A 15,913-nucleotide genomic window follows, 5' to 3' on the forward strand; every position below is an offset into this window, starting at 1 on the left:
CTGAGGGTTCGGGCCGCCGTTGCGGGGCGGGGGCAAGCGACTTGCAAGAGGGGTGCCGGAGAACCGTGGGGTGCGTCAGGGGCGCGCCAGGGGGCCACCTCCGGCCCGCGCCCGTGCCCGCGTACGGTGCACCAACTCGTCGGCGGCCTGCGGCCATTGGGGGTACCGGAAGTCGAAGCCGGCCTGCGTCAGCCGGCCGGGGACGACGCGGCGACTCTTCAGCAGGAGTTCGGTGTCCGAGCGCAGGGCGAACGCGCCGAGCCCGGCCATCCACCTGGTCGCCGGGAGACCCACCGGCACGCCCCACGCGGAGCGCAGCGTACGCATGAACGCGCGCTGCGGCAGGGGGTGAGGGGCCGCCAGGTTCACCGGTCCGCTGATGTCCTCACGCGCCATCAGAAACTCCACCGCGCGCACGAAGTCGCTTTCATGGATCCACGACACGTACTGCGCGCCGCCGCCGACGGGTCCGCCGAGGCCCAGCCGGACCAGTCCCAGCAGGACGGCGAAGACCCCGCCGGGGTCCGGGCTCATCACCATGGCCGAGCGCAGCGCGACTTTGCGGGTGGCCGGTGTCTCGGCCTCCTGCTGGGCCCGCTCCCAGGACTCGGCGATCTCGACGCTGTACGCCCAGTAGTCCGGCACGCCCGTCTCACTGCCGCCGATCACGCCGGTGGCCTCGTCGTTGGGGGCGTCGAAGCGGTGCGCGTACACCGTGGCGGTGCTCATCTGGAGCCAGAGGCGGGGCGGTCGGACGGCGGCCGCGATGGCGGCGCCCACGGCTCGGGTGGAGTCGACCCGCGAGTCCATCATCTCGCGCAGATTGGCTGCCGTGTAGCGGCAACTCACGCTGCGTCCGGCCAGGTTGACGACGACATCGCTGCCGTCGACGGCCGCGGTCCACGGCCCCGGAGTCTTGCCGTCCCACTGGATCTCACCCTCGCGCTCGGGGCGTCTGGTGAGTATCACGACCTCGTGGCCGGCGGCGCCGAGCGCGCGCTTCAGGACCGTGCCGACCTGTCCGGTGCCACCGGGAATCACGATCTTCACGGCTGCCCCTCCCTCGTCTCCCTCGTTCCGGGGTGAGCCTAGACCAATGAGTTGAACGCGTTCAAAAGTGGGCCCGAGTGTGAGCTGGAGCACACCATTGCAAGCCTTCCCATCGGGCAGCTGGAGGCGTACGTTCCGGTTTACCTCGCGATGACGCCCACGCGGCGTCGGCCCGCCGAGCCTGGGACGGCGGGCCAGCGGGGGCCAAGCCGTCCCGGAGCAGCCGTGTCCCATGAAATAGAGGGAGTTGCATCGCGAACCGGTCCCGCTATGGTGCTCCGATGCCATCGATCAAAAAGATCCAGATCACCTTCGACTGCGCGGAGCCCGAGCGCGTCGCTCGCTTCTGGTGCGAGGTGCTGGGCTACGTCGTGCCGCCGCCCCCGGAGGGGTTCGCCACGTGGGGCGAGTTCGATCGCTCGCTGCCGGCCGAACGGCAGGGCGCGGCCTTCGCGTGCGGTGATCCTTCAGGGGTGGGACCCCGGCTGTTCTTCCAGCGCGTTCCCGAGGGGAAGGTCGTCAAGAACCGGGTGCACATCGACGTGCGGGTCGCCACCGGGCTCGTGGGCGAGGAGCGGGTGGCCGCGCTCGAGGCCGAGTGCGCCCGGCTGGTCGCGCTCGGTGCGGTGCGTGTGCGGCTGCTGCGTGCCGACGACTTCAACGAGTCGTGTCTCCTGATGCAGGACGTCGAGGGCAACGAGTTCTGCCTCGACTGAGCGTGCCGTGCGCGCCGCGTCGGGCGAGGCGCGTCGGGCGAGGCGCGTCGGGCGAGGCGCGAAGGGCCTGACGCGGCACGCGCATCACCTTGGACCCACGCCATCCTGGCCCAGCGGTCAGGCGGAGGGGGTGGGTGCCACCTGCGGTGCCGACCGCCGCTCCGACTCCGGTTCCGGTTCGGCCAGTTGGCCGGTGGGGTCGATCAGGCCGAGGCGGAGGTGTTCGACGTGGTAGATGGCCTGGTCGATCAGTTCCGCGACATGGTTGTCGTAGAGCGAGTACACGATCGAGCGGCCCTTGCGGGTGCCCACGACGAGGCCGAGGTTGCGCAGCAGGCGCAGTTGGTGGGAGCAGGCGGACTGTTCCATGCCCACCTCGGCGGCCAACTCCGTCGCGGGCAACGGGCCTTCGCGCAGCCGGGCGAGGATCAGCAGCCGTGAGGGAGTCGCCAGCGCCTGGAGGGTGGTGGCGACTTTGGCGGCACTGGTTGCGTCCAGGCGGCCGCGCGGGACGCGATCTGGCTGGGAACCGGGCTGGGCCGGGCTCCAGGCGCTGCGGGACAGGACCCTGGACGTGGATCTGCTGATGGTGGTCGCCGCGCTCGGGGCCGCCGCGATCGGGCAAGTGCTGGACGGCGCGCTGCTGATCGTCATCTTCGCGACCTCCGGCGCGCTGGAGGCGGTCGCCACCGCCCGCACCGCCGACTCCGTGCGCGGTCTGCTCGATCTCGCCCCGGCCACGGCCACCCGGCTCACCGACGGCGGCGACGGCTGCGGCAGCGGCAGCGGCAGCGGCAGCGGCAGCGGCAGCGGCAGCGGCAGCGGCAGCGGCAGCGGCAGCGGCAGCGGCAGCGGCAGCGGCAGCGGCAGCGGCGAGGAGACGGTGCCGACGGATCGGCTCTCGATGGGCGATGTGATCCTCGTACGGCCCGGCGAACGGGTCGGCGCCGACGGCCGGGTCCTGGACGGCGCCGGCGAGGTGGACCAGGCGACGATCACCGGCGAGCCGCTGCCGGTGGCGAAGGGGCCCGGCGACGAGGTGTTCGCCGGGACCTTGAACGGCACCGGCGCGCTGCGGGTGAAGGTCGAGCGGGACCCGGCGGACTCGGTGATCGCCCGGATCGTGGCCATGGTGGAGGAGGCGTCCGGGACCAAGGCGCCGACCCAGCTGTTCATCGAGAAGGTGGAACAGCGGTATTCGATCGGGATGGTGGCCGCCACCGTCGCGTTGTTCGTGCTTCCCCTGCTTTTCGGTGCCGAGCTGCGGCCGACCCTGCTGCGGGCCATGACGTTCATGATCGTGGCCTCGCCCTGCGCTGTGGTGCTGGCCACCATGCCGCCGCTGCTCTCGGCCATCGCCAACGCCGGCCGCCATGGCGTGCTGGTGAAGTCGGCCGTGGTCATGGAGCGGCTCGGCCAGGTGGACGCGGTCGCCCTGGACAAGACCGGCACGCTGACCGAAGGCACCCCCCGGGTGACGGACGTCCACGCGCTCGCCGGCTCCGGGCTGACGGAGGACCAGGTGCTGCGCCTTGCCGCGGCGGCCGAGCATCCCAGTGAGCATCCGCTGGCCCGCGCCGTCGTGGACGCGGCCCGCGCCCGCGGGCTGGACATTCCGCCGGCGGCGGACTTCGGCTCCGCGCCCGGCACCGGGGTGACGGCCACCGTCGAGGGCAGGCCGGTCGCGGTCGGCAGCCCCGCCCGGCTCCTCGACGGCGGCCTGCCGCACCCGGCGAGCGCGGTCGCGGCGCGCTGGGAGAACGAGGGCCGTACGGCCGTAATGGTCACCGTCGACAACGTCCCCGCCGGGGTACTGGGCATCGCCGACCGGCTGCGCGAGGACGCGGCCGCCACCGTCGGCGCGCTGACCGCCCTCACCGGATCCGCGCCGCTGCTGGTCACCGGGGACAATCCGCGCGCCGCCGCCCGCTTGGCGCAGGAGATCGGCATCACGGACGTACGCGCCGGTCTCCTCCCGCAGGACAAGGTCGCCGCCGTGCGGGATCTGGCGCGGGCCGGACGGAGGGTGCTGGTGGTCGGCGACGGGGTCAACGACGCTCCCGCCCTCGCCGCCGCGCACACGGGCATCGCCCTGGGCCGGGCCGGGTCCGACCTCGCGCTGGAGACCGCCGACGCGGTGATCCTCCGCGACGAACTCGCCACCGTCCCCGCCGTCGTACGACTCTCCCGCCGGGCCCGGCGCCTGGTGGTGCAGAACCTGGTCATCGCCGCGGTGTTCATCACGGGGCTGGTCGTCTGGAACCTGGTCGGCACCCTCCCGCTGCCGCTCGGTGTGGCCGGGCACGAGGGGTCCACCGTCATCGTCGGCCTCAACGGCCTGCGCCTGCTGGCGGACGGCGCGTGGCGCCGGGCGCGGACGGGGAGCGGGAGCTGAGGCCCGGAGCGCCGCGAGGAGGGACGCGGCTCAGGGGACGCGCAGGGCCAGTACGGCGACGTCGTCGTTCTGGACGTCGCTCATCCGGGTGAGGAGTTCGTCGCGGAAGACGGCAAGTGGCTCGCGGGCGAGCGCCGCCGCGTGCTGGCGCAGCCGGGTCAGGCCGCGGCCGATGTCCTCGCCGGGGCGTTCGACGAGGCCGTCGGTGTACAGCAGCAGGGTGGCGCCGGGAGGCAGGGTGACGGTCGCCGACTCCCGGCCGAGCGTGGGATCGACCCCGAGGATGGGTGCGTGTCCCTCCTCCAGCAGCAGCGTGTGGCCGTCGGGCTGGGCCAGCAGGGGCGGGAGGTGGCCGGCGTTGGTCCAGGTGAGCCGCCACGGGCCGGTGTCGGACGTCTCGAGGCGTGCGATGACGGCCGTCACCAGCTCGATGACGGTCAGTCCCTGCATCACCTTGTCCAGCCGGCACATGATGCCCGCCGGATCGTCGCCGCCGCTGTCGTAGGCGAGCGCGCGCAGCATGTTGCGCAGTTGCCCCATGCGGACGGCGGCGGCCAGGTCGTGGCCGACCACGTCCCCGATGGCGAGGACGACCGAGCCGTCGGGCAGCGGGAAGGCGTCGTACCAGTCGCCGCCGACCTCGGCCCGTTCGCGGGCGGCCAGGTAGCGGGTGGCGAGCTGGAGGTGGTCCAGGCCGGTCAGGTCGGGCAGGAGGGAGAGCTGGAGCTGTTCGGCGGTGTGCTCCTGGAGGGCATACAGCCGGGCGTTGTCCAGGGCGAGGCCCGCACGGTGGCCGAGGTCGGCGGCGAGCGCCTGCTCCTGCTCGTCGAACGCCGGGGCCCCGGCGCGGCGGACGAAGGTGAGGGCGCCCAGCTCCTGCCGCCGTACGCGCATGGGCACGATCAGCGCGCTCTGGGCGCCGAGTGCCCGGTACAAAGCCCACTGGGCGGCGCGCAGCGGGTCGGCCGGGTCGGGTCCGCCGAAGTCGGTGACCAGGACGGGGCCCGCGCCGCGCAGTACCTTCGCCAGCGCGCAGGCCGAGTCGTCCGGGCCGGGGAGCAGGCCGCCGGACAGTACGCGCAGCGCCCGGTCGGTGTCCCGGTCGGTGACCGTGAGCCGCCGTACGCCTTCGCCTTCGACGACGTCCACGACGCAGGCGTCGGCCAGCTGCGGCACGACCAGCCGGGCGAGTCTGCCCAGCGACTCCTGTGCGTCCAGCCCGGAGGCCAGCGCGCGGCTCACATCGGCGAGCAGCCGTAGCCGGGCCGCGGCGACCTCGGGCGGCAGCACCTCGGACGACGCTGCCGCAGCCGGCGTCGGCTCTCGTCTCATGACGCTCCTCCGGGCGTCCCTGGGCGGCGGGCCACCCGGCCGGCAGGGGGCGGGCGGCCTCGGCTCCCGTCCGTGCGGGTGCGGGCCGGTCCGCACCGGGCAGGGCTCCCTGAGCCGGATGATCGCACACCGTGACCGCGTCTTCCCCGCACGGTGGGGGCCGTCAGCGCGGCGCGGGCCGGGCGCGGCTGCCGACTGCGGCCCTCGTCGCCGCCGACGGGCCCTGTCCGGTGGGGGTGGTGATCCGGGTGGGGGAAAGACGGGGCCGGGCGGAGGGTCCGTCGGGCGTGTCGCACCGCCCTGTATGCCAGGACCGGCCATGTGTTCGTAAAGTCCGCTGGTCTGCCGGGCCGGGTCGCGGACGGTGATCCTCGCGCCGGCGTCGTTGCCATGCGCGGGACCGGCGGAGCCCATGCCCGCGGTGCGCCCCGGCGGGTACCGCGCCATCACGCACGCCAGGAGTGCCGCCGCCCAGCACGCCACGACCGCCGTAAGCGCTCCCACCACGCTGTCCTCCCGTGCCCGGTCCGGCACTCCCCTGTCCCGTCCCAGTCAACCCGTCACGGCTCCTCCCCTCGATGGAGCTGGCACCCAAGTTCCAGGTGGGGCCGGCCCCCGCCCGCCGTGCGGGTCAGCCGGGGACGGGGACGGCGGGGCGGGAGGGGTGAGAGGGGTCGAGGGTGAAGAGGGTGCCGTCGGAGGCCGCCAGGACCAGGGCGCCCTTGTCGAACCACACGGTGGGCAGCAGCCCGCTGTCCAGGACCTCGGCGCGGGCCGGGGACTCCCACAGCAGGGTGCCGCGGGCCGCGTCGAGGGCGGCAACCCGGCCGCTGCCGCCGGCCAGGTACACGGTGCGTCCGCTCGGGTCCACCGAGACCTGACCCGGTGTCTCCAGGGTCGTGTGGCTCTGCCACAGCCTGGCCCCGGTCACGGGCGAGACGGCCGTGACCATGCCGCTGGAGGTGGCGAAGTAGAGCGTGCCGCGGGCCAGGGCCGGGACGCCGCCCCGGTAGCGCTCGGGCAGCGGTGTCAGCGTCCGCCTGCCGGTGCGCGGGTCGACCCGCACGATGCGGGTGTAGACCAGGTCGGGGCTGTCGGGCACGGGGTTGTCGGCCGATTCCACGAACACCAGCTGTCCGTCCCGAACGCCGATGAAGCTCCGCTGCTGGGCCGGGGAGGTCAGCGTGCGCGCGGACCCGTCGGCGGGGTCGACCACGAGGAACTTCGTGGTGTGCGAGCCTTCCGCGCGGGCGATGCACTCCACGTAGGGGCGGTCGTCGGCGGCGAGCGGGTAGCAGTCGTACCCGGCGGGTACGGGGATCCGCCCGCGCACCGTTCCGTCGCGCGCCGAGCGGACGGTCACCGCGCTGCCGTCGCCCTCCTGTGTCATCGTCACCCCGGCGGCGTAGCCCGAGCCCAGGCTGTCCGTGCGCACCGGATGCGACCACAGCCGCGTACCGCTCGCGGCGTCGAGCGCGAGGACGGACTGCGACTGTCCGGTGCCGCCCGAGCCGGTGACCGTCGACTCCACGAGCACCACGCCCTCGTACGTGCCGAGAATGTTCGTGACGTACCGGTCGGCCGGGACGCCGGCGGGTGCGATGCCGGAGCGCCAGAGGGTGCGTCCGGTGGTGGCGTCGATCCGTTCCGGCAGGAGGGCGCTGCCGCCGCAGTAGAGGGCGCCGGCGTCCGGTACGCAGGCCGGCGCCCGGTGCCCGTCGTATGCCGGCGCCTTCTTCACGCCCCTCTCGGCGTCGGCGGACGCGGTCGTCTGCCAGGGTTTCCAGCCGGGTGGGAGGGGCGTCCAGCGCCCCGCGGCCGTGGAGTCCGCCCGCACCGTGCCGCCGCCATCGACCCCGCCGCCCGGCGGGTCGAGCAGGAGATAGCCGGTCAGGGCGGCGGCCAGCACACCGGACACGGCCAGCAGCACGCGCGGGCCGCGCCGTCGGGGGCGGCGCTCGACGGTGGTCGGGGCACCGGTGAGGGCCGGGGCGGTGGGTCGCGCGGAGGGCAGCCGCACGGTCATCGTCTCCGGCTCGCCGGGCGACGGCTCCGGCAGGGCCTTGGCGAACTCCCGTGCCAGTACGTCCGGTTCGGGCCGGTCGGCGGGCTCCTTGGCCAGGCAGCGCTCCAGGACCGCCCGCACCGATCCGGTCACGCCGTCGAGGACGGGCTCGTTGTGGACGACCCGGTAGCCGGTCAGGTAAGGGCTGTCGGCGTCGAAGGGGCCGCGTCCGGTGACGCCCCACACGAGCAGCGCGCCGAGCGAGAAGACGTCGGAGGCGGGGCCGACCGTGCGGGCGTCGGTGAACTGCTCCGGGGACATGAACGGCGGGGTGCCGATCACCTGCCCGGTCTCGGTGAGGGTGTGGTGGCTCTCCACGGCGCGGGAGATGCCGAAGTCGATGACGCGGGGGCCGTCCGCGGCCATCAGGACGTTGGCCGGTTTCAGGTCGCGGTGCACCACCCCGGCCCGGTGGATGTCGCGCAGCGCCTCCACCAGGCCCAGCGCCAGTGACCGCAACTCGGTGACGCGCAGAGGGCCTTGGTCGCGGACGCGGGCGGCGAGGGACTGGCCGGGCACGTACTGGGTGGCCATCCAGGGCGACTCCGCCTCCGGGTCGGCGTCCACCACGGCCGCGGTGAAGGCGCCGCTCACCCGGCGGGCGGCCTCGATCTCCTGCCGGAACCGGGCCCGGAAGACGGGGTTCTGGGCGTATTCGGCGTGCACGACCTTGACGGCGACCTCGCGCCCGGAACGCGATCTGCCCCGGTAGACCCTGCCCATGCCGCCGGCGCCGAGCCGGTCGGTCAGCTTGTAGCCGCCGACGGACCTCGGGTCGTCCTTGTGTAGCGGCACGCGCCCCTCCCCTGGCCTCCCAGCAGTTCCCGCCGCCAGAATACGGAACGCGCGGGCGCCGCCGGCCGGGCAGCGGGCGGGCCGGGCGACCCTTCGCGAAAGCGTCACACGCAAAGAACGCGCTCCCAACTCCTCGGCGGCCGGTCCGAATCCGGGCGCGGGGGTGCCGAGTGGCGCCGGCGCACGGGGCCGAGTGCGGGCAGGGAGGCGCCCTGTACCCGCCGGGCGGCCCGGTGAACCGGTGGCGGCGGACGACTCACCCCTCGAAGGCGCCGATCAGGGGCCCCCGCGGGGTGTCGTACCGCCTCCGTGCGGCCGCGCTGCGTTCCCTGGGGGAGGGCGTCCTCCCGGACGTGTCCCCGGGCCGCCGGACGGACCCGCCCGCCAGCCCGGCCCCGTGAGCCTCGAAAGGTGTTCCGCATGTCCGCACAGAGCGCTGCCTCCGCCTCCCGCCCCCTGACCGCGCTGGTCACCGGCGCCACCTCCGGCATCGGTCGGGCGATCGCCCGGCGGCTGGCCGCGGACGGGCTGTCCGTCGTGGTCGTGGGCCGCAATGCCGAGCGCGGTGCCGAGGTCGTGGCGGAGATCGCCGCGGCCGGGGGCCGGGCCCGGTTCGTCGCGGCCGATCTCACCGAACCGGACGCGGCGGACCGGCTGGCGGCCGAGGTGGGCGAGGTCGAAGTACTGGTCAACAACGCCGGGGTCGCGCAGTGGGCCCCGACCGAGGAGATGACGCCGGCCGACTACGACGCCATGTTCGCCGGCAATGTGCGCGCGCCCTTCTTCCTGGTGGCCGCCTTCGCGCCCGCGATGGCCGCGAAGGGCGCGGGCAGCGTGATCAGCACCGGCAGCATCGCCGGGAGCATCGGCCTGACCGGCGCCGCGGCCTACGGCGCCACGAAGGCGGCCCTGGCCTCGCTGACCCAGAGCTGGACGGCCGAGTACAGCGCTCGCGGCGTCCGCTTCAACAACGTGGCCCCCGGCCCGGTCTACACCCGGCCCGAGGCGCGCGAGATGTTCGACGCGCTGGGCGCGACCACCGCGATGAAGCGCGCCGCCGAGCCCTCCGAGATCGCCGAGGTGGTCGCCTTCCTCGCCTCGCCGAAGGCCAGTTACGTCACCGGCACCACCATCGCCGTCGACGGCGGCCGGACCGCGATCTGAGCCGCACCGGCCGATTCCGTGACCTCGGCGGTGTGCCGGGCGGCAGGTCGGAGAGTGTGGCACGGGTGCCGGTGGGCGAACCGGCCGGCTGAGGGCGCCGGCCCGTCCTCCGCACCCGGCGGCCGTACCCCGTGGGTGCCGCCCGCGGGGTACGGCCGGGACGTCAGGCGGTTCCCGAGCGGTCCGTACCCGCCTCGCCGGCGGGGCGTACGCCCGCCTTGTCGACCACGGCGTGAGCGAGTTCGGCCGTGCTGGACAGCAGGGTGCCGGCCTTGCCGTACGACGTGTTCCTCGTGAGGTAGCTGCGGGAGCCGAGGAAGGAGTAGTCCTCGGTGTCGAAGACCCACTCGGTGCGCACGCCGTAGCGCTTGTCGTCGCGGACGATGCCGAGGCCCTGCCGGCCGATGGCGTCCCGCGCGCGCGGGGACCGGTCGACGCCGGGGATCCGCGCGGCGGCCTGGTAGAGGGCGGCGGCCGTGCGGGGCGGCATGACTCCGCCGAGCAGGCCGCCGATCTGCTCGAACACCGCCTGGTCGCGTTCCCGTCCGGCGGTCGCGGGCGTCTTGGCGTACAGGTAGGCGAGCAGCTTGTCCGGGTCGGTGGGCAGGGAGGCGAGCCAGCGGTACGTGGGCCGGCTGAGACCGGCCGGGGTGCCCTTGGTGTCGCCCAGTTCGGCGTTGATGGGCAGGGTCTCGCCGTCGGTGCGCATCAGGCCGAGCCGGTGCAGCGGGCCGGGCCGCTGGGCCATCCATGTCTCGCGGTCCTGCAGCGGGCCCACGACAGCCCTGCCGCTGGTCACATCGGCCCCGCGGACCTTCTCGCGGGTGTAGACGAACTGGTCGTCGCGCACGGTGGGCGCCCCGTGGTCCGCCGCGGCGTCGGAGATGCGGTGCAGCAGGGCGGCGGCGGGCCGCATGTCCCCGGCGGCATGTCGTGCCGCGTCGCCGCGCGCGCCGCCGTTGCCGCCCAGGACGGCACCGGCGGTCAGCGCACCGGCCAGGGCCAGCGCGGCCGCCGGCGCGAAAAGGGCGGGCCGCAGCAGGAGCCGCGGGCGCCGGACGGGCGGGGCGGCGGGCGTGGTGGTGGGTGTGCCGGTGGCGGTTTCGGCCTGGTGGCGGTCGATGTGTCGCATGAGCAGATCCTTGTGACGAAGATGCCGCTCGCGCGGGAGGTCCCAGTCGGCCGGGGCCGGCAGCAGACGGGCGATCTCGTCGCGGTCGTCGTGCCGCTTGCCGGAAGCGTGACGGTCGTTCATGTGAGTTCCTCCCGCACGGGCAGGGCCGCGATCGCGGCCACACTGGTCACCTCTCCGCGGTGGACCCGCGGTTCCCGGTCCTGTGCGGTGTTCTCGTCCGCGAACCGGGCGAGCTTCTTGCGGGCACGGGAGAGCCGGGAGCGTACGGTCCCGACCGCGATCCCCAGGGCCTCGGCCGTCTGCTGGTAGTCCAGTCCGGACCACACGCACAGGGCGAGGACCTCACGCTCCTGCCGCCGCAGCCGGCCCAGCGCCGCGTGCACGGCCCGGAGCCGGCGCGCGTCGTCGATGCGCCCGGCCGCCCTGGCGGCGAAGTCCTCCACCTCTCGGGGCGGCACCTGGCGGGCCAGGAACCTCTGCCGGCGCCGGGTGCTCCGGCGCGCGTTGTCCGCCTTGTGGGTGGCGATGCCCAGCAGCCAGGGCAGCAGCGAGCCCCCGTCCTCCGCAAGGCGCGTTCGCGCGTGCCAGGCGGTCAGAAACGTCTCTGACATGACATCTTCGGCGGTCGACCAGTCCCCGGTGAGCCGCAGCCCGTGGTTGTACACGGGCCGCGCGAACTCCTCGTACAGCTGGGCGAACGCCTCACGATCCCCCTCGCGTACGCGGCGGCGGATGTCGTTCTCTGACTTGTTCACACTCACTTCTGTCCGCACGCCGCGAAGAGTTCCTGTGCCGTACGTCACGGCGGCGCGCCGCTCCGGGCAGCCGGGTGAGCGTACGGCTCCGGGGTCAGCGCCGTGCCGCTCCCGTGCTGCTGCGCACGACCAGTTGCGTGGCCAGTTCGATGTGCGGGCTCTCCAGGGTCTCGCCCTGGATCAGGCGGAGCAGGGTGCGGACCGCGACCTGGCCCATCTCGTCCAGGGGCTGGCGGACCGTGGTCAGGGGCGGTGGGGACCACTGGACCTGGGGCAGGTCGTCGAAGCCGACCACGCTGAGGTCGTCCGGGATGCGCAGGCCGTGCTGGCGGGCGGCCTCGTAGACACCGAGGGCCATCTGGTCGCTGGAGGCGAAGATCGCGGTCGGCGAGTCAGCGAGGGTGATCAGTTCCGTGCCGGCGGTGAAACCGGCCTCGTGGGAGAAGTCGCCGGGGCGGACGAGCCGGTCGTCGATCTCCGCGCCTGCGGATTCCAGCGCGGCCCGGTACCCGTCCAGACGGGCCCGGCTGCACAGCAGCGTGGCAGGGCCGGTGATGACGCCGATGCGCCGGTGCCCGAGCTGGAGCAGATGCTCGACGGCGCTGCGGCCGCCGGCCCAGTTCATGGCGCCGATCGTCGGTATGCCGAAGGTGGGCACACCGGCCGGGTCGACGATGACGGTGGGCACGCCCAGGCGCCGTAGCTCGGCGTGCAGTTCGGGGGCGAGGTCCGAGGTGACCAGGATGACGCCGTCGGAGGCCCGTGCCCGCAGGTTGACCAGCCACTGCTGGGCCGAGGTGCTGCGGTGGTGCACCGCGGAGACCACGGTGCCCAGGCCCGCGGCGTGGGCCACGTCCTCCACACCGCGCAGGATCTCCACGGCCCAGGGGCTGTCGAGGTCGTTGAAGACCAGGTCGATCAGTTCCGCCCGGCCGGCTCCCTGGGCGGCGCGCCGCCGGTAGCCGTGGTGGGCCAGCAGGTCCTCGACCCGGCGGCGGGTCGAAGGGGACACATCCGCGCGTCCGTTGAGCACTCGGGAGACCGTCGGCAGGGACACGCCCGCCTCCCGCGCGATGTCCGCGATGGTGACGCGGCCCGCGTCCTGTGCTGCCATCCCTGCCTCCTCGCCTGCGGCCCTCAGCATAGGCAATCGCCGATCGCGGGTCCCGCGCGCCGCCGTCCGGGCCGTCGTACGGCCAAACCCGGACGGCGCGGCCCGGTTGGCGCCGCGGGGGTTGACGGACCGTCGGTCCGTCCCTAACGTTTCGCGACAACTTCCGGAAACTTCCCGGAAAACGTATCGGGCCCTTTCGACGCCCCACCCCGCCCCATGGCCTCCGGGTCCGTGGCACGCGGCCCCGGTTTCTCCGCGAGCCTTCCTGAGGAGGAAGCATGCACATGGAGGACAAGCCCACCGCCCACCCGATCAGCCGCAGGAATCTCCTCGCCGGTGCCGGTGCCGGTGCCCTGGCGCTGGCCGCCTCCGGGCTGCTGCTGCCGGGGACCGCGCAGGCGGCCACGACCATCACCACCAACCAGACGGGCAACGACAACGGCTACTGGTACTCGTTCTGGACCAACGGCGGCGGTTCGGTCTCGATGACGCTGGGCTCGGGGGGCAACTACAGCGCCTCGTGGACCAACTGCGGCAACTTCACCTGCGGCAAGGGCTGGAGCACCGGCAGCCGCCGCACCGTGAACTACTCCGGCGGCTTCAACCCGTCCGGCAACGGCTACCTGTCGCTCTACGGCTGGACCACCAACCCGCTGGTCGAGTACTACATCCTGGAGAGCTGGGGCACCTACCGGCCCACGGGCACGTACAAGGGCAGCGTCAGCAGCGACGGCGGCACGTACGACATCTACGAGACGCGGCAGGTCAACCAGCCGTCCATCATCGGCACCGCGACGTTCAACCAGTACTGGAGCGTGCGGCAGTCCAAGCGGGTGGGCGGCAGCATCACCACGGGCAACCACTTCGACGCGTGGGCGAGCCACGGGATGAACCTGGGCGCCTTCAACTACATGATCCTGTCGACCGAGGGCTACCAGAGCAGCGGCAGTTCCAACATCACGGTCGGCTGAGCGGAGCACTCCCCCGGATCAGGCGGCCCCGGCGGCGAGGATCCGGCGCACGGCGAGCGTGGCCGAGTGGACGGCGGCCTCGCTGCTGGGGCGCAGGGCCAGCCAGTCTCCGGCGTAGTCGACGCGGCGCAGGGGGCGGTCGAGGAAGGCGCGACGCAGGCGCAGCGCGGCGGGCGACGCCTCCGGCAGGCCGTGCGGCCAGCGCGCCACGAAGGCCGTGTGCGTGGCCCCGGTCAGGCCGGGCAGGTACCGCTCGGCGTGCGCGCCCAGCTCGGAGACGATCTCGTCGTCGGTGCGGTCCAGCAGCCGCGTCGACGCGTACGGGGAGGCGAACAGGCTGACCAGACCGCGTCCCGGCGGTACCCGGCCGGGTGCCTTGACGTGATCCAGGATGGCCCCGGCGAACACCGGGTTCTCCACGGCGGGCACCTGGAGGCCGTAGGTCGGTCGGCGGGTCGGGCTCGGGAGGGGCCGGTCGAGCAGGCAGGACACCTTGAGCATCGGGCGGTAGGTGCTCGCGGCCAGGTAGGGGCGCTCGTCGCCCGGGAGATCGGCGTGCAGCGCGAGCGCGACGGGTGCGGGTACGGCGAGTACGACGTGTGCGGCCGTCACCGTCGTGCCGTCGGCCAGGTCGAGGCGTGCGGTGCGCGGGCCCGGTTTGACGGCGAGGGCGGCGGTGCCGGTGACGACGTCCAGCCGGTCGGCCAGCGCCCTGGCCAGCGTGTCCATGCCGTCCCGGTACGTCACCCAGCGCTCTCCGGCACCGCCGACGGCGAGCAGCAGTACGGCCATCGGCCCGATCGCCGACCGTTCGGGCCGCCAGCCGAAGAAGGTGCCGGACATCGGCTGCAACAGGCGTTCGTACAGGTCGCGATGGTGCCGGCGGGCGTACTCCGCGACGGTCAGATCGCCGAACGGGGTCGCCTCCGGGTGCTCGGGGTCGAAGCGCCCGCGGTGGCGCAGGAGCGTCGCGGTGAAGCGCAGCCAGGACAGCCGGCCGCGCCAGGACATGCCCGCGCCGGTCAACAGCCCCGCCGGATGGCCGAAGTCGGGCCGGGCCCGGCCGTCGCGCCAGATCGCCATCCGGCCGCCCACCGGGACGACGGCACCGGCGGACAGGCCGGCGGCCCGGATCAGCCGCCAGGTGGCGTCGTAGCCGCGGGTGGCGATCTGCTCCGCGCCCTCGTCCAGGACGTAGCCCTCGTGGCGGCGTGCGGCCATCCGCCCGCCGACCCGGCCGGCCGCCTCGAACACGCGCACCGATCTGCCGGTGGCCGCCAGGTGGCAGGCGGTGGCCAGGCCCGAGATCCCGGCCCCGACCACGGCGACGTCGACGTCCGTGCCGGCCATCGGCGGTTCCTCCCTCATGTCCAGGTGTACGGGTAACCGGCTCGGGTCAACTCGTGGCTGCCCGGAGCAGGTTGGCCGCGAGCAGGGCGGCGACCAGGACCCGGTGGGCCCGGATGCCGAGCAGCCGGCCGCGCAGCACGTCGCCGCGCACCATGCCGACCGTGAACTGCGCGGTGCGGGCCGCCGTCACGGGGAGGAGGACCAGCGGGAACCACCAGGGTGCGATCCCGAGGACGGCCGCCGTGGCGATCACCGCCGTCTCCAGGGCGGAGAGCGCCGCGATGAAGACGGTGTTGCCGCGGCGGGACAGGAGGCAGGCGGCGGTGGGCCGGCCCACCGCGCGGTCCCCGGCGATGTCGTTCATGTTCGAGTACACGCCGAAGAGGAGGGGCCCGAGGCCGAACAGGAACGCCTCCACGGCGGCGAAGGCGGTGGCCCGCCCGGTGAGCAGGCCGTACAGCGGCAGCACGAAGGCCCAGCCGACGGCGGCGAGGAACACCTCCTGGAGCCCGTGGTAGCCGAGCCGCAGGCCCCAGGAGTACTGCGGGACGAGGAGACCGGCGGCCGCGACGGCGAGCACCGCCCACAGCGGCCGGTGGGGCGCGAGCGCCAGCACGGCCGTCCAGCACAGGACACCGGCGGCGAGGGCGGCGCGGGCGAAGCGGAGGGCGTCCGCCTCCGTGAGGGCGCCGGCGAGGAGCGGTTTGCGGGCGAGCCGGCGCACCGCCGCGTCCGTGCCGTAGTTCGCGGCGTCGCTGCCGTCCCGGTACCCGGTGATGTCGTCGTACGCGACCGCCGCACCCACCAGGCACAACTCGCCGAGCAGGAAGGCCGCGAGGGTCGCGCAGGACGAGGTGTGGAGGATGCGGGCGCCGGTCAGCGACGCCACGACGGGAAGGCTGAGGTAGTAGTCGACCATCCCGAGCTTGGCCAGCCGGAGATACGCGGCCAGGCGGGTGCGCGGGTGCCGGAGGGGCTGGAAGGCGAGGGGGTGCGGCGGGTCCGCGGGGGCGTGTCCCACGCCGGGTCCGGCGACCGCGACGGCCGACGTGGGGGCAGAGGGCTCCACCG

At 74.1% G+C, this 15,913-nt stretch carries 13 protein-coding genes; 4 read left to right on the forward strand and 9 right to left on the reverse strand.

Annotation, left to right across the window (positions count from 1 at the left end):
* Positions 1 to 75: 75 nt before the first annotated feature.
* The gene (locus ACE4Q9_RS02830; RefSeq protein WP_397982599.1) at positions 76 to 1,050 is read right to left on the reverse strand and encodes a TIGR01777 family oxidoreductase; all 975 of its coding nucleotides are present in this window, start codon (positions 1,048 to 1,050) and stop codon (positions 76 to 78) included.
* A gap of 281 nt (positions 1,051 to 1,331) precedes the next feature.
* Between ACE4Q9_RS02830 and ACE4Q9_RS02835 the strand changes: the two genes are divergently transcribed.
* Positions 1,332 to 1,766 carry a VOC family protein gene (locus ACE4Q9_RS02835; RefSeq protein WP_397982600.1) on the forward strand — a complete coding sequence of 145 codons (435 nt, stop codon included), beginning with the start codon at positions 1,332 to 1,334 and terminating at the stop codon, positions 1,764 to 1,766.
* A gap of 117 nt (positions 1,767 to 1,883) precedes the next feature.
* Here the strand turns inward: ACE4Q9_RS02835 and ACE4Q9_RS02840 are convergent, their stop codons facing one another.
* Positions 1,884 to 2,219, reverse strand: coding sequence for an ArsR/SmtB family transcription factor (locus ACE4Q9_RS02840; protein WP_397987102.1), 336 nt, complete (start codon positions 2,217 to 2,219; stop codon positions 1,884 to 1,886).
* On the opposite strand from ACE4Q9_RS02840, the gene ACE4Q9_RS02845 reads away from it, so the two are divergent.
* Positions 2,134 to 4,161, forward strand: a complete 2,028-nt coding sequence (locus ACE4Q9_RS02845; protein ID WP_397982601.1) for a heavy metal translocating P-type ATPase — start codon at positions 2,134 to 2,136, stop codon at positions 4,159 to 4,161. The two genes, ACE4Q9_RS02840 and ACE4Q9_RS02845, sit on opposite strands and share 86 nt — an antisense overlap.
* 30 nt (positions 4,162 to 4,191) lie before the next feature.
* On the opposite strand, the gene ACE4Q9_RS02850 is transcribed toward ACE4Q9_RS02845, so the two are convergent.
* Positions 4,192 to 5,493, reverse strand: coding sequence for a PP2C family protein-serine/threonine phosphatase (locus tag ACE4Q9_RS02850; protein WP_397982602.1), 1,302 nt, complete (start codon positions 5,491 to 5,493; stop codon positions 4,192 to 4,194).
* Positions 5,494 to 6,124: 631 nt separating this feature from the next.
* Positions 6,125 to 8,353, reverse strand: a complete 2,229-nt coding sequence (locus ACE4Q9_RS02855; RefSeq protein WP_397982603.1) for a protein kinase — start codon at positions 8,351 to 8,353, stop codon at positions 6,125 to 6,127.
* A gap of 420 nt (positions 8,354 to 8,773) precedes the next feature.
* Here ACE4Q9_RS02855 and ACE4Q9_RS02860 point away from each other — a divergent pair, with 420 nt between their 5' ends.
* Positions 8,774 to 9,517, forward strand: a complete 744-nt coding sequence (locus ACE4Q9_RS02860) for an SDR family NAD(P)-dependent oxidoreductase (protein ID WP_397982604.1) — start codon at positions 8,774 to 8,776, stop codon at positions 9,515 to 9,517.
* A gap of 163 nt (positions 9,518 to 9,680) precedes the next feature.
* On the opposite strand, the gene ACE4Q9_RS02865 is transcribed toward ACE4Q9_RS02860, so the two are convergent.
* The 3 genes from ACE4Q9_RS02865 to ACE4Q9_RS02875 form a co-directional block, all read right to left on the reverse strand.
* On the reverse strand, positions 9,681 to 10,772 hold the full coding sequence (locus ACE4Q9_RS02865) for a CU044_5270 family protein (RefSeq protein ID WP_397982605.1): 1,092 nt from the start codon (positions 10,770 to 10,772) through the stop codon (positions 9,681 to 9,683).
* Positions 10,769 to 11,386 carry an RNA polymerase sigma factor gene (locus ACE4Q9_RS02870; RefSeq protein ID WP_397987103.1) on the reverse strand — a complete coding sequence of 206 codons (618 nt, stop codon included), beginning with the start codon at positions 11,384 to 11,386 and terminating at the stop codon, positions 10,769 to 10,771. Before ACE4Q9_RS02870 ends, ACE4Q9_RS02865 begins: the two co-directional genes overlap by 4 nt.
* Positions 11,387 to 11,501: 115 nt before the next feature.
* On the reverse strand, positions 11,502 to 12,521 hold the full coding sequence (locus ACE4Q9_RS02875; RefSeq protein ID WP_397982606.1) for a LacI family DNA-binding transcriptional regulator: 1,020 nt from the start codon (positions 12,519 to 12,521) through the stop codon (positions 11,502 to 11,504).
* Positions 12,522 to 12,799: 278 nt separating this feature from the next.
* On the opposite strand from ACE4Q9_RS02875, the gene ACE4Q9_RS02880 reads away from it, so the two are divergent.
* Positions 12,800 to 13,492, forward strand: a complete 693-nt coding sequence (locus ACE4Q9_RS02880; protein WP_397982607.1) for a glycoside hydrolase family 11 protein — start codon at positions 12,800 to 12,802, stop codon at positions 13,490 to 13,492.
* A gap of 18 nt (positions 13,493 to 13,510) precedes the next feature.
* Here ACE4Q9_RS02880 and ACE4Q9_RS02885 read toward each other — a convergent pair whose 3' ends face one another.
* Both ACE4Q9_RS02885 and ACE4Q9_RS02890 read right to left on the reverse strand, forming a co-directional pair.
* Complete coding sequence (locus ACE4Q9_RS02885; RefSeq protein WP_397982608.1) at positions 13,511 to 14,842, reverse strand: protoporphyrinogen/coproporphyrinogen oxidase; 1,332 nt, start codon at positions 14,840 to 14,842, stop codon at positions 13,511 to 13,513.
* A gap of 46 nt (positions 14,843 to 14,888) precedes the next feature.
* Positions 14,889 to 15,911: a UbiA family prenyltransferase gene (locus ACE4Q9_RS02890; RefSeq protein ID WP_397982609.1), complete on the reverse strand. Its 1,023-nt coding sequence runs from the start codon at positions 15,909 to 15,911 to the stop codon at positions 14,889 to 14,891.
* Between the last annotated feature and the right edge of the window lie 2 nt (positions 15,912 to 15,913).

Source organism: Streptomyces sp. AM6-12 (assembly GCF_044327085.1).
Lineage (GTDB): Bacteria > Actinomycetota > Actinomycetes > Streptomycetales > Streptomycetaceae > Streptomyces.

Coding starts and splice junctions, on each gene's coding strand:
- ACE4Q9_RS02835 (WP_397982600.1), top strand. CDS start 1,332: ATGCCATCGATCAAAAAGATCCAGATCACCTTCGACTGCGCGGAGCCC.
- ACE4Q9_RS02845 (WP_397982601.1), top strand. CDS start 2,134: ATGCCCACCTCGGCGGCCAACTCCGTCGCGGGCAACGGGCCTTCGCGC.
- ACE4Q9_RS02850 (WP_397982602.1), bottom strand. CDS start 5,493: ATGAGACGAGAGCCGACGCCGGCTGCGGCAGCGTCGTCCGAGGTGCTG.
- ACE4Q9_RS02860 (WP_397982604.1), top strand. CDS start 8,774: ATGTCCGCACAGAGCGCTGCCTCCGCCTCCCGCCCCCTGACCGCGCTG.
- ACE4Q9_RS02865 (WP_397982605.1), bottom strand. CDS start 10,772: ATGAACGACCGTCACGCTTCCGGCAAGCGGCACGACGACCGCGACGAG.
- ACE4Q9_RS02875 (WP_397982606.1), bottom strand. CDS start 12,521: ATGGCAGCACAGGACGCGGGCCGCGTCACCATCGCGGACATCGCGCGG.
- ACE4Q9_RS02880 (WP_397982607.1), top strand. CDS start 12,800: ATGCACATGGAGGACAAGCCCACCGCCCACCCGATCAGCCGCAGGAAT.
- ACE4Q9_RS02885 (WP_397982608.1), bottom strand. CDS start 14,842: ATGGCCGGCACGGACGTCGACGTCGCCGTGGTCGGGGCCGGGATCTCG.